A 15,115-nucleotide genomic window follows, 5' to 3' on the forward strand; every position below is an offset into this window, starting at 1 on the left:
AAAAAGGGTAAGAATAAAATAGGGGGTGTAGAGTTTGAATGTTTATCAAAATGTACATCAATTAATTGGCCATACACCTATTGTGGAACTGACAAATTTTCCATTACCTAAAAGTGTTCGGTTATTTGCGAAGTTAGAATATTATAATCCTGGTGGAAGTATTAAAGATCGATTAGGCTATGAATTAATTCAAGAAGCATTACAAAGTGGAAAGCTAACTAAAGGTGGAACGATTATTGAACCTACTGCAGGGAATACAGGAATTGGGCTGGCACTAGCAGCCTTAAATACAGGAGTAAAAGTAATGGTTTGTGTACCAGAAAAATTTAGTATGGAAAAACAAGCAATTATGAAGGCATTGGGAGCAGAAATTATTCATACACCAACCTCATTAGGAATGAGTGGTGCAATAGAAAAGGCAAAGGAATTGCATCAAGAAATTCCTAATTCTTATATCCCAGGACAATTCGAAAATGAAGTGAATCCAAATACGTATTATAAAACGCTAGGGCCAGAAATTTGGGAGCAATTAAATCATCAAGTCGATATATTTGTCGCCGGAGCCGGAACGGGTGGTACCTTTATGGGAACGGCTCGATATTTAAAAGACCAAAATCCAGCTGTTAAGTCAGTAATAGTAGAACCAGAAGGCTCTATTTTAAACGGTGGACAAAGTGGACCCCATAAAACAGAAGGAATTGGAATGGAATTTCTGCCAGATTTTATCGATCGAAAATTTTTTGACCAAATCTATACGGTTTCAGATTCAGATGCTTTTCATTATGTAAAGCTTGCTGCCGAAAAGGAAGGTTTACTTGTCGGTAGTTCTTCAGGCGCAGCTCTTTATGCAGCTGTTCAAGTAGCGAAGAAAGCAAGAAGTGGTAGCAATATCGTGGTGGTTTTTCCAGATTCTAGTGATCGTTATATAAGCAAAAAAATATTTGATGGAGGAATTTAAATGAAAAGAAAAACAAAATTAATACATGGTGGAGTTCCAAGCGATCCGCATACCGGCGCAGTAAATGTTCCTATCTATCAAGTGAGTACTTATAAACAGGACGTTATTGGAAACCATAAAGGATTTGAATATTCCAGAACTGGTAATCCAACTCGTCATGCATTAGAAGAACTCATTAAGGATTTAGAAGAAGGAACAAGAGGTTTTGCTTTTAGTTCCGGTATGGCAGCTATTACTGCGGTCATGATGCTATTTAAAAAGGGTGACCATATATTATTTACAGACGATGTTTATGGTGGAACTTTCCGAGTAATGACAAAGGTATTAAATAAGTTTGGTATCGAGGCAAGTTTTGTCGATACCAGTGATATTAGCAATATAAAAGAAGCAATAAAAGAAAATACAGTTGCTTTGTATATCGAAACCCCAACCAATCCGTTATTAAAAATAACAGACATCGAGGCAGCTTCTCATGTTGCGAAAGAAAATGGCTTATTTACGATTGTAGATAATACATTCTCTACGCCATATTGGCAAACACCATTAACACTAGGGGCGGATATCGTGCTTCATAGTGCAACAAAGTATTTAGGTGGGCACAGTGATGTCGTCTCTGGATTGGTAGTCGTTAAAGATGAAAAATTAGGAGAAGATCTTCATTTTGTTCAAAATTCAACAGGCGGTGTATTAGGACCAAATGATTCTTGGCTTCTTATCAGAGGGATGAAAACACTTGGAATACGTATGGAGGAACATGAAAGCAATACAAAGCAAATTGTCTCATTTTTAGAAGAACATCCTGCCATTTCAAAGGTATATTATCCAGGTCTAAGCACACATCCAAATCATGAAATAAGCAAGAAGCAAGCACTAGGTTTTGGAGGCATGGTTAGCTTTGATGTTGGAAGTGCAGAAAACGCTGATAAGCTTTTAAAGAAAGTCAAGTTCTTCACCCTAGCAGAAAGCTTAGGGGCTGTAGAAAGTTTAATCTCTGTTCCAGCAAGAATGACCCATGCTTCAATCCCAGCAGAAAGAAGAGCAGAGCTTGGGATAACTGATGGTCTTGTAAGAATTTCTGTTGGACTAGAGGATGTAGAAGATTTAATCGAGGATTTAAAGCAAGCACTACAATAATTTAAAAATAAAAAGGGGCTGGGACAAAACTAAATAACTAGTCTTTAAAGACGAACAATCTTTAATTTAGCTCTTAAATAAAGCTACTTTCTGATGGTTATCTATGTTTTTTAATATAGTTAAGTGTAAAAACTCAGTCGTTCCACTGCGCTACAGACGCTCGCTTTCCGCGGGGAGGAAGCTGAGCCTCCTCGCTGCGCTGCGGGGTCTCAGCCTTTCCTCAACTTCCCGCAGGAGTCGAGCGTCCTTCGCTCCATTTCACTTCGTTTTTAAACCTTTTTCTAAAAAAACAAACACGAACTTTTTTGTAATTTAATTACGTTATAGTTCGTGTTTGTTGTTGGTTGAAATGCTTATGTCTCAGCCTCCTTGTCTGTTTGAAAAGATTAAACAAAAATAGGAGAAATCACTAAATAACTGTGGGTAGCCGTCTAAATTTTAAAAAAAGGTTTACAAAGCTGGCATTGGAGGATATAATTACCAATGTGAGATAAAAAAATTCTAAGGAGGTTGAATAAAATGGAAAGATTTTTACCAGAATTAAACAGTGTACTAGTAATTGAATATGCAATATACACGAATTCAACCACTTCGGAATGGGAAATTTTATCTTAGTTTAGTCTAACTAGAAAATATCCAACCGCAGGGTAGTCGTGTCCTGCGGTTTTATTATGTCTATTTTTAAACCGCAGATAGGTCTATTTGCGGTTTTTTTGTGCGCTCACGAGAAAAAAATTACATTTATGGTAATAATTGATTAAAGAGAGGTGTAAAGGAAATGACATTAAATCTAATTTTTCTAACGGTTACGATTAAGAAAAAGCAGTATACAAATGCTGATTGGATGCAAGAAATGGAAATGAAAAAAAGAATCGAGGAAAATCGTAGAAAACTCGACGAAGTAGGCTATTTAAGAAATGGGTTATAAAAAGTGCTCTCTTAGGAGGTGAAGAAATGACCTTAAGTATATTCTTTATAACAATAACGATTCACTTTAAAAAGATGACAAACGAAGAACATGCTCATTTACAGGAAATTGAGCAAATGTATGAAGAAACAAAAACAAAACAGATTCGTTCTGGGTACTTTTCCCATAACAATTACTAAAAATGTATAAGGAGTGAAAGGAAATGACGTTAAATATGCTATTTTTTACAATTACTATTCATCAAAAACAGATGACAGAAGAAGAAATACGACATCAACAAATTATTGAGGAAATAATGGAAGAGAATAGAAGAAAGCAATTGTCTGCAGTACGCTTTTTATAAAAATTAAGATAAGAACGAGAGGTGGAAGAAAGATGTTTTTAATTATCCTGCAGTGTCGACAATCAATCTTATGGGCAGATAAAGATACTGACTAACGAGGGAACTTATAGAGAAAACATAGTAGGCCAAACTGTGCAACAATTTCTGTTAAAACAACAAACAATCAGTGAATAAGGAAATCCACTGATTGTTTGTGTCTTTTTATTTTTTTATATAGCGATATTCCAATAACTGATTTAAATCGTTCATTTGCTCCAATAACTTTTCTCCAACATTGGTTTCTAATACCTTTTTCCGTTGAAGCTCCCTATCAACAACTCTTTTTACAGATAATACATCTGTACCATTTTCGAGTACATCCTCTTTGGAAGTAAACCGTTTATGTGCAACTAATTGCATTCCGTAAGAATTGTATAATAAGGTATACCCCGCAATTCCTGTTTTTGATTGATATGCTTTGGAGAACCCGCCATCAATAACAATCATTTTTCCATTTGCCTTAATTGGATTTTCCCCATTTATTTCAGCAACAGGAGTATGTCCGTTAATGATATGCCCCTGGTCAGGATTTAATCCGAACTCCTGCAATATATTGCGGCAAATATCTTCTTGTTCTCGCAAAAAATAATAGGCATTCTTTTTTTCTTTATGTGTCTCTTTCTCATTTATAAAATATCGCTCAAACGTAGTCATATCTTTTTTGCCAAATAAGGAGGAATTCTCGCCAGTCCATAAATACCAAACTAAATCTGTAGCAAAGTCATCAGTTATTTCTGGATGATTGAAGCTATAGCGTAAATAGGATTCAAATAAATCAAACAATTCTTTTCCTCTATACTCTTTCCCATCTATTTGCATCGTTTTCATTGAACCGTCCTCATTTAAAGGAATACAGCCATGGATTAATAAATTACTATTGTATTTTAAATAAAGACTTCCTTTGTTCATTAAAAAGTGTATATGTCTCGCGAGCTTTTCTGAATGCTGTATCGAAAAAAGCAGTTTATTTATGACTTGTTCTTCTTCTTTTAAAAGAAGAGAGGGATCTTCTGGATTGATTGTATTAAAGCAAGTATTTTCTAATGAGAAAATTTTTTCATTAAAATTAATTGTGTTCGTTTCATAATCAATTTTTTCTAGTAAAAGACGATGATGCATTTGAAAATCAGGGCGTCTTTTAATAATAGGCATTTCCAATTTAAATTGAATGATAGATATAGCTTGATGAATTTTGGTAATTTGTAATATATTTTCTTCTGTATTCTCTTCTTTTTTTGCATTCATTTTTGGGCGGAAAGCTTTATTATCTTTATAATATTTATTTGCTAAGTTTAAGAGAGGGCGCAAATTGATTCCATATGCATCCTCGATAATATCTAAATTATCGTATCTCGCACATATTCGAATAATATTAGCAAGACATACTTTTGATCCAGCAAATGCACCGATCCATAATACGTCATGATTTCCCCATTGAATATCAACTGAATGGTAGTCCATTAATGTTTCCATTATTTTGTCAGGATAGGGACCCCGGTCATATATATCGCCTACTACATGTAAATGATCGACAACGAGTCTTTGTATGGTATAAGCTAGTCCAATAATTAATTTATTTGCTTGTCCTAATGAAATGATTCTGTTAATGATGCTTGAATAATAATCCGTTTTATTATTCAATTCATTTTTTTCATACAATAATTCTTCAATAATATAAACAAATTGTGGTGGTAATGCTTTTCGAACTTTTGAATTTGTATATTTGGAAGATGCATATGATACTAATCGAATCATTCTTTCGATTGTATCTGCATACCAGGCATCCAGTTCATATGTATGTATAAATGAATTAACTACTCTTTTTAGTTTTTCTTCTGGATAATAAACCGATGTGGCAAATTCATCGATTTCGGCTTTGGAAAGCTCTTCTTTAAATAAATCACGAATTTTTTCTTTCACATTTCCTGAACCATTTCTTAAAACATGTTGAAAGGCATGATACTCACCATGCAGGTCACTGACAAAATGCTCTGTCCCTTTCGGAAGGTTCAGTATGGCGTCAAGGTTTATTATTTCAGTTACCACTTTCTCTTCTGAATCATACTTTTCTGTAAGTAAATCTAAATATTTCGTATCCATCTTGGCTCACCCCCATGTAATAGAAAAAGCTATCAATATATATTATACAAGGAATAAGCGAGAATTTAGTAATTAATTTAAAATATTTGGAAAATAATTCTAATGTCCCTTTTGTTTTGGAAATAAAGATTTAGGTATTTGTCTTCTTTGATGAGATGCTCCAGATATTACCCATAATTGCTTAGAAATAAACTAAAATAAAATAGATTTTCCTAAGTTTATTGTCACGTGGACATGCAAGACCTACTCCCTATTTACATAGTAATGAAGTATAGGCAAATGTCCTTGAATGTGGAGGTGGAAAGATGTCCGGAATCTTATTGTCGCTTGGAGCTTTATTAAAAGAATTAGTATTCCTTGTTTCCTATGTAAAAAATAACGCATTTCCCCAACCATTATCAGCGAGTGATGAAAAAAAATATTTAAGGTTGATGGCTGAAGGAGATTCCCATGCAAGAAATATGTTAATAGAGCATAACTTGCGCTTAGTTGCCCATATTGTGAAAAAATTTGAAAATACAGGTGAAGATTCAGAGGATCTAATTTCGATTGGAACCATCGGTCTTATAAAAGGGATAGAAAGCTTTTCAGAGGGAAAAGGGACGAAATTGGCTACTTATGCGGCTCGGTGTATAGAAAATGAAATCCTAATGCATTTAAGAGCACTGAAAAAAACAAAAAAGGATGTATCCCTGCATGACCCCATTGGTCAGGATAAAGAAGGAAACGAGATTAGCCTCATTGATGTTTTGAAATCAGAATCAGAAGATGTAGTAAATACTATTCAGTTGAATATGGAGCTTGAAAAAGTGAAAGAATATATTGATGTGTTAGATGAAAGAGAGAAAGAAGTAATCATTGGAAGATTTGGACTCGATTTAAAGAAGGAAAAAACACAACGAGAAATTGCGAAAGAACTAGGAATTTCAAGAAGCTATGTTTCTCGGATTGAAAAAAGAGCTTTGATGAAAATGTTTCATGAGTTTTACCGAGCAGAAAAGGAAAAAAAGCGCAAAAATGATTAGCGTTTATACATAAGGATGTTATAAAAAGGTGCATTCTTATGAGGGTAAATTTTTTTCATTAGCTTGAAATTGTAAAAAGAAAGTAATAGGAAAATAGAAGGCTAGAAGAAGCATCTAAAGTCATTGGATAAATCTATGACTAGGTGCTTTTTCTAATCCTTAATATTTCACATAGTGGATAAACTCTGTATTATCTGTAGCTACGGTTTTTACTATATCGCCCTGCCGATTTTTATAAATCTCATATTCACGATAAACCTCTACAATAAAGCCATCCTCTTCTTTCGTCTCTTCTAATTTGTATTCCAGTTCGGGTGCACCGAATATTTCATCTGTATTACTTGAAACCTCTTGATCTTCATTTGTTGGACTATAAAAGAGAACCTGATTTTTATTGATGCTGGCCGTTGGGGTTTCTATGTATGCAATAAAAGCAAGAAGTACAATAACCAATATAAAAGAGATTTTTTTCACAATTAATCTCCTCCTTCCATTTCATTGTATGCATGTCCTTTAGAAGTATGCGAACAAGAAACGAAGGAGTTTTTTAGAACTGGAAAATTTAATCATTTTTATCTATAAAATATCATATCGTAAAAAGTACATGCCTTACTATTATTGAAAGACTGGAGGCTAAGCATCTAGCTTGAAAAGAAGAATAAACAAATAATCTTCAAATCGTGTAAATATTTTATAATAATTGTAATATAAATGAAATATAAATGTTTCTTTCAAAAGGGTTAGAGCTAACGGAAGGGGTTGAAGATTGGTGTTTAGGAGGCTGCTGCTAGTTATCTCACTATTGCTATCTATCCTTACTAATGGACCGAATCATGAAAAAAATGAACTTATAGCAAGTAATCAGCAAGATCAAACGATTGTAACTATTTCTGAGATAAAAGATATGGTTAGAAATATGCAAACAAAAGCAGACGTCAACTCCATTCTAGGTAGGAACTATCAAGAAATAAGAGGAGAATTGTACAATAATACTGTATGGAGATTTGATTTGTATCCCGTCTCAAACTATCAATATATGTCAAAATTTGACACGGTAGATTCTGAAGGTTTACAGGAAGGATTAGTGAAATATATTATTTTTATCAGTTTTGGTGAAGAGGATAATATTATCAGTAAATCTATTTATTATTGCGATATAAAAGGAAATATTTATGAAGTAAAATATATTGAGAATACAGAAAAAGAAGTTATACTATTTTAATCATACATTCGATGAAGTAATCTTGATTATGTTACTAACTATCTACTTTTTCATAATACTTAGGCTTTCAAACAAGCGATTTTTCACCACCTTTCTATACTATTAGAAAGGTGGTGAAAAGTATGGTAAAAATTTTTATCGATCCAGGTCATGGTGGCTCTGATTCTGGTGCAGTAGGAAATGGATTACTAGAAAAAAATATCACATTAATGGTTGCACAAGAAATCAATCTTATACTTCAAAACGAATATGAAGATATTGCTATTCGAATGAGTCGTACGGGAGATGCTACAGTGAGCTTGTCAGAAAGAACAGAGGCGGCTAATAACTGGAATGCTGATTTTTATCTTTCTATTCATATAAATGCTGGTGGTGGAACAGGCTTTGAAAGCTATATATATCCAGGGATTGGTGAACCTACAACAACTTATCAAGAATTAATTCATGAGCAAGTAGTTGCTGATACAGGCTTTATTGATAGAGGAAGGAAGCGTGCAAATTTCTATGTGTTAAGAGAAACACGTATGCCTGCATTATTAACAGAAAATGGTTTTATCGATACAACGTCAGATGCTAACCGCCTAAAAGAAAGCAATTTTATTGTGAAAATTGCTAGAGGTCATGTCCTTGGTTTAGAAAAAGCATTTTCATTAACAAAAAAGCAATCTAAGCCAATATACCGTGTGCAAATTGGTGCATTTTCAGAAAAAGTAAATGCGGATAACCTAGCAGCACAAGCAAGTGAAAAAGGATTTGAAACAGCCGTTCTATTTCGAAATAACCTCTATATTGTACAAATTGGAGCCTTTAGCAGTAGAAATAATGCCGAGCAATTGGCTGCAAAGGCAGAAGATGCAGGTTTTTCGACTTATCTTTCTAATTAGTATAGGAGAATTAGTGAATATATAAAGCAATTTTTGTGATAGAGGAAAATCATTAGAAAATAGGACAATTGCCTAAAACATTGGGTACAAATAAAGAATATTTTATAGAAGAGAGGAGGAATATTAATGGTTGGTTATGGATACCCGAATCAAATACCACCAGCTGTTCCACTTGGAGGAGTAGGACCAACTCCAGTTGGATATGGATTTGGAGCACCTTATGCTGCATACGGAGGCGTATATGGAGGTTCCAGTGGTGTCTGGTATGCATTCTTAATTATTCTGTTTATTGTTATCATTCTTTTTTGGGGTGTTTGGGTATTTGGTGGCTACTTTCGTTAATTAGCATGAAGGATAAGAGAATATGGAAAGAGCCCCGAAAATCTTCGGAAACAGTCATCGTATTAACCATCAATGGGGAAGAAAGAAATTCCCATTGATGGAAATTTTACTTTATTTACGATTCTTAAGAAAGAATGGAAATATTCCGATATTCGAACTATAATAGCATAGTAGTTACTAAGAAAGGAGCTAATAGAATAATGAGTAGAATAGCCTATCAAGAAACATGGGATTTAGATGGATTATTTCCTGGAGGAAGCCATTCTCCCAAGTTTAGAGAGCACTTAGCGATATCAATGGATGAAATAGCTAAATTATCATCATATGTACATAAATTTGAGCCATTGAAAGAAGCGATGGACGGCGATGCTTTGCAACAAATTGTGGAACAATTTGAAATTGTTGTAAAAAAAGTAAGACAGGCAGGTGCCTTCGTAAGTTGTTTAGAGGCACAAAATATGGAGGATAAAGAGGCGAGCGCATTAAGAGGGAGAGTAACCGAATTAAGTGCAACCTTTCAAAATGTATTAACTATTCTGGACGGGAAATTATCCTTATATAGTGACATGGAATGGGATTCCTTATTCAAAGGAAATGAATTAGAACAACTTTATTTTGTCCTGTCAGAAAGAAGAACTGCAGCTAATGAGAAATTATCTGAAGCAGAAGAAACGCTTATAAATAAACTAAGTGTTGATGGATATTATGGTTGGGGCCAAATGTATGATACGATTGTTGGAAAAATCCAGATTCCTTTTCAAGAGGAAAAACTATCTATTGGACAAGCTGCAAATAAATTTTCTAGTCCAGATCGTTCGGTTCGTAAAAGGGTGTTTTCAGAATGCGAAAAGGCATGGGATGCTCATGGAGAAGTTCTCGCAAAAACATTAAACCATTTAGCTGGATTTCGATTAAATGTTTATGGAATGAGAGGGTGGAATAACTTTCTAAAAGAACCGTTAGACATGAATCGCATGCAAGAAAAAACACTGCAAGCAATGTGGAGTGCCATTTCTAAAAAGAAACAGCCTTTTGTGCAGTTCTTGGAAAGAAAAGCAAAACTGTTAGGGTTAGAAAAGCTGAGTTGGTATGATCTGGATGCACCGCTAGGTAAGGTAGAAACAAAAATGTCTTATCAGGAGGGTGCTGACTTTATTATTAAGCACTTTGAACAATTCGGAACAGAGATGGCTATTTTTGCAAAAAAGGCATTTGAAGATAGATGGATTGAAGCAGAAGATCGAAAAGGAAAACGACCTGGAGGATTCCATACTTATTTTCCAGAAAGTGCCCAATCACGCATCTTTATGACATATTCTGGTACTCCATCAAATGTCTCAACCTTAGCCCATGAGCTAGGTCATGGTTTTCATACTTTTGCGATGAGAGATATGCATACATTAAATAGGAATTATGCAATGAATGTTGCAGAAACAGCCTCTACATTTGCAGAGATGATTGTTTCAGATGCGGCTGTGAAAGCTGCGTCCACGGAAGAAGAAAAGCTAGTATTACTAGAAGATAAAATACAGCGTTCTATTGCATTATTAATGAATATTCATGCTCGTTTTCTATTCGAAACAAAATATTATGAAGAAAGACAAAACGGACAAGTTTCTAAGGAGCAACTAAACACACTAATGTTGGCTGCGCAAAAAGAAGCATATGGAGATGCTCTATCCGAATATCATCCTTCTTTCTGGGCTTCAAAATTACACTTCTTTATAACAGGGGTACCTTTTTATAATTTTCCTTATACATTTGGTTTTCTATTTTCTCTTGGGATCTATGCAAAAGCATTAGAGGAAGGAAAAGGTTATGAGGATAAGTATATTTCACTATTAAGGGATACAGCAAGTATGACAGTAGAAGAACTGGCTTATAAACATTTACAAGTTGATTTAACAAAAGAAGATTTTTGGAACAGTGCTATTCAGCTTTGTATAAATGATGTAGAAGAATTTTTGGAGCTAACAAATGAATGAATTTGATCTAAGCAAATCAGATTAAGCATTTTCAAAATAAAGAGACCTCATAAATCTAGCTTGGTTATAGCTACTTTATGAGGTCCTAGTTTTTTTTTAAATAAAATAATGCGTTGTAAGTGTAGTTAAATTTTTCTCCATCTAAAATTTCCAATCATTAATACAGAAAGGATTAGCATGAGGAATAAATAAATATGAAGTGGCAGATATGCGAGCCATAGACAGCTAAAGGTCAGGATACAACCAGCAGCTGTTATTGGTAAGCCTGTAAAATAACCATGACTTTCTGTTATATTAAATCTAGCTAAGCGAAAAGCTCCACACACAATATAAAGGACTGTAAAAAATGATCCTGGTGCTCCAAATTCAAATAGAACTCCTTGATATACTAATAGTGCTGGCGCTACTCCAAATGAAATAATATCACTCATCGAATCAAGCTGTTTGCCTAGTTCTGATTCAATATTAAATTTTCTTGCTGTCATTCCATCCAGGCGATCTGCTAATGCTGCAATAAAAATTAATAATAGACTTAATTGTAGATGTCCCTTTAAACTATAAATAATTGCCAAAGCACCTAAAGAAATATTTGTTAAAGTTAATACATTAGCTAATTGTGTTTTAATCTTCTTCATCGTTTGTTCTAAGACTTCATGTAAAAACATTTATATTCACTCCCAGTATGAAATGAATTTCATACAACTATTTTTAATATAATCATATATAATTTTAATGTAGTATATGAATATTCGTAAAGAAAAATTTTATTTATTGGAGGATTGCTTCGTTGAAAGAAAGAGTATATCGCCATTGTATCGAACTAACGAATGGAAGATGGAGCTCCGCTTTAATTAAGAAATTTGCCTATTCTAAATGGAGCCGTTATATGATTCCTTCCTTTGCAAAGGTATATCAAATAAATATAGGTGAAATGGAAAAACAGTTAAATGAATACCGTTCATTACATGAATTCTTTATTAGAAAATTAAAAGCTAATAGTCGAAAAATAGATGCCGTTGCAGGAGAGATCATTAGTCCTGTTGATGCAGTGATTGAAGATATTGGAAAAGTAAAGAGCGATCAATCCATTATCGTGAAAGGAAAAACGTATTCTATTTATGATATGCTTGGAGACGAAAAAATAGTTAAAAAATATGTTGGAGGAACTTATCTTATTTTTTATTTAAGTCCAAGTCATTATCATCGAATTCATTGTCCTGCAACAGGTATAGTGATAAAACGTTGGACTCTTGGAAATAAATCGTATCCTGTTAATAAATATGGCTTAAAGTGGGGGAAATCAACTCTATCTCGGAATTATCGGTCTATAACTGAAATTAAGACCGAAGAAGGAACTGGCATTTGTATGGTAAAAGTTGGAGCGATGTTTATTAACTCGATTATACTAAGTCATCATAAAGAGCACTTAGTACAAGGAGAGGAAATGGCTTATTTTTCTTTCGGTTCTACAGTTGTTTTACTATTTGAAAAAAATACTTTTATACAGAAAGACTTTCCTTCTATGCCATATCCGGTTAAAATAGGAGAGGTTATTGGCGAAATGAGAAAAAAAGTATAGACTAATCTTTCAAAATTAATGGCTAAGTATGAGTCACTTTGCTTTTTCTTTGTTACCAAAGCAAGGTGTTTTCTGCTGCCATTTTGTATTTTATATAGATATAGTAACTTTTATGTAGCGTAAATAAAAAAACAGCCTAAATGAAAGGGCTGTTTTAAAGTGTATATATAGTTTTATCATTTTTCTTTGTCACTTAATCAAGAGGAAACTTTTATCTTGTTGTTTAAAGAACGTCGGTGAATTTCAGTTTCGATGAGACGAATAAATTCAGGGCTTAAATTAAGTTCCCTAGCTTTATGGTAAGACTCGATCAATAATTCATCTGACAATTTACGCATGCCAGAAACACCTCCATTCAAATCAAAAATAAGTACTTCTTTCTAGTAACATATAAATATGTATTACCTGTGATGCCGAAAAAATTTTTTTTGTTATTCTATTAAGATGAAAGTAGTGCTTTGAAAATGGGCACCATACATACTGTGCGTATAAATTTGACATAGTTTTTTTTGATAGTAATAATTGCTTGTCCAACAATAGTCATTTAAGATACATTTTGTCATTTCCGGGAAGTTAGCCTTGGAAGTTTACTGGATATTATTCTGTATCCTTACTTTAACAAAAATAAACATAGAGAACAACTGTTCGGTTATCCACAATCATAAGTGGATAACCTGTGATTAATTTGTTGAGAAGTATGTAGACGGCGTGTAAATCAATGGGTATTATGTGCATAATGTTATCCACATATGTTGAAAAATGCGATTTTTGTCGAAAATTATTTTATTATTATCAAAAAAAGAATAGATATTGTATCTTCTTTAAGAAGAAAAACGGTATAATATTACTTTCTTCTACCGTGAAAAATGGTTACCATAAAAAGAGAAGCATATATATTGGTAAAAACATAGATATAAAAGAGACAAGAGGTGTATTTTAAGTGTTTAATCAATTTTTACCTGATCAGTTTGTAAAAAATATATTTGAGATTTCACCCGAAAGCTTAAAAGAAAAAGGAATTAAAGGGATTATCACTGATTTAGATAATACGTTAGTAGAATGGGATCGCCCGCTTGCAACACCGCAAATTATTGAATGGTTTGCAGAAATGAAAAGAAATAATATTAAAGTAACAATTGTTTCTAATAATAAGGAAACGAGGGTTAAGTCATTTTCAGATCCATTGCATATTCCTTTTATTTTTGCTGCGCGCAAACCACTTGGTCGAGCATTTAAAAGAGCAGTAATGCAAATGAATGTAAAAAAAGAAGAGACAGTAGTAATCGGAGACCAATTATTAACAGATGTTCTTGGTGGAAATAGAAGTGGGTTTCATACTATTTTAGTAGTTCCTGTTGCACAAACAGATGGTTTTATGACAAGAATCAATCGGAAAATTGAAAGAAGAATTTTAAATTGGTTTCGTAGAAACGGAAAATTGACTTGGGAGGATTAATAAGTGACAGAAAGAATACATTGTATTGGCTGTGGAGTTGCCATTCAAACGGATAATAAAAATGAATTAGGATATGCCCCTTCTTCTTCACTGGAGAAAGAAGAGGTAATTTGCCAAAGATGTTTCCGTTTAAAACATTATAATGAAGTACAGGATGTTTCATTAACAGATGATGACTTTTTAAAGATATTAAATGAGATTGGCAAAAGCGATAGCCTGATTGTTAAATTAGTAGATATATTTGATTTTAATGGAAGCTGGCTACCTGGTCTGCATCGTTTTACCGGGAAAAATAAGGTTTTATTAATTGGAAATAAAGTCGATCTTCTACCTAAATCAGTGAAACAGCAGAAAGTCGTTAATTGGATGAAAAAAGAAGCGAAAGATTTAGGATTAAGACCTGAAGATGTGTATCTTGTTAGTGCTGAAAGAGGGAAGAATGTAAAGGAAGTCTTAGAAGCAATTGATTATCACCGTAATGGAAAAAATGTTTACGTAGTTGGCTGTACAAACGTAGGGAAATCAACATTTATTAATCGAATTCTTAAAGAGGTTTCAGGAGAAGAAAATGTAATCACTACTTCCCATTTTCCAGGTACAACACTAGATATCATTGAGATACCTTTATCAGATGGGAAATTTTTAGTGGATACTCCGGGAATCATCAATCATCATCAAATGGCCCATTTTGTTGACAAAAAGGATTTAAAAGTTATAACTCCAAAGAAGGAAATCAAAGCGAGAATATTTCAATTAAACGACAGACAAACACTTTACTTTGGTGGACTAGCTCGATTTGATTTTGTTAAAGGGGATCGTAATAGCTTTGTTTGTTATTTTTCTAACGAGATAATGATTCATCGAACAAAATTGGAGAATGCAGATGAATTATATAAAAAGCATGCTGGTGAGTTATTAACTCCTCCAAACAGAGAACAGATGGATGAATTTCCCGAATTAGTAAGACACGATTTCTCCATAAAAGAGCCAAAGACGGATATTGTATTTTCGGGCTTAGGCTGGATTACAGTTAATGAACCAAATATTCAAGTATCTGTTTACGTTCCAAAAGGGGTTCATGCCATGCTTCGTAAATCATTGATATAAGGATTAGAAATGT

General features: G+C 33.5%; 17 protein-coding genes. 13 read left to right on the forward strand and 4 right to left on the reverse strand.

All coding sequences use genetic code 11. The features are described from left to right. Positions 1 to 34: 34 nt before the first annotated feature. The 5 genes from cysK (at position 35) to QQZ16_RS06260 (ending at position 3,363) form a co-directional block, all read left to right on the forward strand. Positions 35 to 958, forward strand: coding sequence for a cysteine synthase A (gene cysK / locus QQZ16_RS06240; protein ID WP_235247919.1), 924 nt, complete (start codon positions 35 to 37; stop codon positions 956 to 958). Next, on the forward strand, positions 959 to 2,092 hold the full coding sequence (locus QQZ16_RS06245) for a bifunctional cystathionine gamma-lyase/homocysteine desulfhydrase (RefSeq protein ID WP_235247927.1): 1,134 nt from the start codon (positions 959 to 961) through the stop codon (positions 2,090 to 2,092). A 778-nt stretch (positions 2,093 to 2,870) separates the two neighbouring features. Continuing rightward, entirely contained in the window at positions 2,871 to 3,020 is a 150-nt protein-coding gene (locus tag QQZ16_RS06250; protein WP_235247929.1) for a YrzI family small protein, read from the forward strand. 26 nt (positions 3,021 to 3,046) lie between these two features. Then, a complete protein-coding gene (locus QQZ16_RS06255) occupies positions 3,047 to 3,199 on the forward strand; it encodes a YrzI family small protein (RefSeq protein ID WP_235247931.1) in 153 nt (50 codons plus the stop codon). 23 nt (positions 3,200 to 3,222) lie between these two features. Continuing rightward, positions 3,223 to 3,363 carry a YrzI family small protein gene (locus tag QQZ16_RS06260; RefSeq protein WP_081836693.1) on the forward strand — a complete coding sequence of 47 codons (141 nt, stop codon included), beginning with the start codon at positions 3,223 to 3,225 and terminating at the stop codon, positions 3,361 to 3,363. 201 nt (positions 3,364 to 3,564) lie between these two features. On the opposite strand, the gene QQZ16_RS06265 is transcribed toward QQZ16_RS06260, so the two are convergent. Beyond that, entirely contained in the window at positions 3,565 to 5,502 is a 1,938-nt protein-coding gene (locus tag QQZ16_RS06265; protein ID WP_284561200.1) for a fructose-1,6-bisphosphatase, read from the reverse strand. 305 nt (positions 5,503 to 5,807) lie between these two features. On the opposite strand from QQZ16_RS06265, the gene sigK reads away from it, so the two are divergent. Continuing rightward, a complete protein-coding gene (gene sigK, locus QQZ16_RS06270; RefSeq protein WP_031538899.1) occupies positions 5,808 to 6,527 on the forward strand; it encodes an RNA polymerase sporulation sigma factor SigK in 720 nt (239 codons plus the stop codon). 159 nt (positions 6,528 to 6,686) lie between these two features. Here the strand turns inward: sigK and QQZ16_RS06275 are convergent, their stop codons facing one another. Beyond that, positions 6,687 to 7,001, reverse strand: coding sequence for a hypothetical protein (locus QQZ16_RS06275; protein ID WP_031538901.1), 315 nt, complete (start codon positions 6,999 to 7,001; stop codon positions 6,687 to 6,689). A gap of 292 nt (positions 7,002 to 7,293) precedes the next feature. Between QQZ16_RS06275 and QQZ16_RS06280 the strand changes: the two genes are divergently transcribed. From QQZ16_RS06280 to QQZ16_RS06295, 4 genes are all read left to right on the forward strand, one after another. Then, the gene (locus QQZ16_RS06280) at positions 7,294 to 7,749 is read left to right on the forward strand and encodes a hypothetical protein (protein WP_109769190.1); all 456 of its coding nucleotides are present in this window, start codon (positions 7,294 to 7,296) and stop codon (positions 7,747 to 7,749) included. A 122-nt stretch (positions 7,750 to 7,871) separates the two neighbouring features. Continuing rightward, positions 7,872 to 8,633, forward strand: coding sequence for an N-acetylmuramoyl-L-alanine amidase (locus QQZ16_RS06285; protein WP_235247933.1), 762 nt, complete (start codon positions 7,872 to 7,874; stop codon positions 8,631 to 8,633). 126 nt (positions 8,634 to 8,759) lie between these two features. Then, positions 8,760 to 8,975, forward strand: coding sequence for a hypothetical protein (locus QQZ16_RS06290; RefSeq protein WP_031538904.1), 216 nt, complete (start codon positions 8,760 to 8,762; stop codon positions 8,973 to 8,975). A gap of 200 nt (positions 8,976 to 9,175) precedes the next feature. Then, positions 9,176 to 10,960, forward strand: a complete 1,785-nt coding sequence (locus QQZ16_RS06295; RefSeq protein ID WP_235247935.1) for a M3 family oligoendopeptidase — start codon at positions 9,176 to 9,178, stop codon at positions 10,958 to 10,960. Between the two features lie 125 nt (positions 10,961 to 11,085). On the opposite strand, the gene pssA is transcribed toward QQZ16_RS06295, so the two are convergent. Further along, positions 11,086 to 11,625 carry a CDP-diacylglycerol--serine O-phosphatidyltransferase gene (gene pssA / locus QQZ16_RS06300; protein ID WP_235247943.1) on the reverse strand — a complete coding sequence of 180 codons (540 nt, stop codon included), beginning with the start codon at positions 11,623 to 11,625 and terminating at the stop codon, positions 11,086 to 11,088. 122 nt (positions 11,626 to 11,747) lie between these two features. Between pssA and QQZ16_RS06305 the strand changes: the two genes are divergently transcribed. Beyond that, positions 11,748 to 12,539: a phosphatidylserine decarboxylase gene (locus QQZ16_RS06305; RefSeq protein WP_031536567.1), complete on the forward strand. Its 792-nt coding sequence runs from the start codon at positions 11,748 to 11,750 to the stop codon at positions 12,537 to 12,539. Between the two features lie 197 nt (positions 12,540 to 12,736). On the opposite strand, the gene QQZ16_RS06310 is transcribed toward QQZ16_RS06305, so the two are convergent. Continuing rightward, positions 12,737 to 12,877, reverse strand: coding sequence for a sporulation histidine kinase inhibitor Sda (locus QQZ16_RS06310; RefSeq protein ID WP_048719030.1), 141 nt, complete (start codon positions 12,875 to 12,877; stop codon positions 12,737 to 12,739). A 602-nt stretch (positions 12,878 to 13,479) separates the two neighbouring features. On the opposite strand from QQZ16_RS06310, the gene QQZ16_RS06315 reads away from it, so the two are divergent. After that, entirely contained in the window at positions 13,480 to 13,995 is a 516-nt protein-coding gene (locus tag QQZ16_RS06315) for a YqeG family HAD IIIA-type phosphatase (protein WP_235247945.1), read from the forward strand. Between the two features lie 3 nt (positions 13,996 to 13,998). Next, positions 13,999 to 15,102 (forward strand): ribosome biogenesis GTPase YqeH, encoded by a 1,104-nt coding sequence (yqeH, locus tag QQZ16_RS06320; RefSeq protein WP_235247946.1) that lies wholly within the window; start codon positions 13,999 to 14,001, stop codon positions 15,100 to 15,102. The last annotated feature ends 13 nt before the right edge of the window (positions 15,103 to 15,115 follow it).

The sequence above is a fragment of the Bacillus sp. T2.9-1 genome (assembly GCF_950097965.1).
Taxonomy (GTDB): domain Bacteria; phylum Bacillota; class Bacilli; order Bacillales; family Cytobacillaceae; genus Niallia; species Niallia hominis.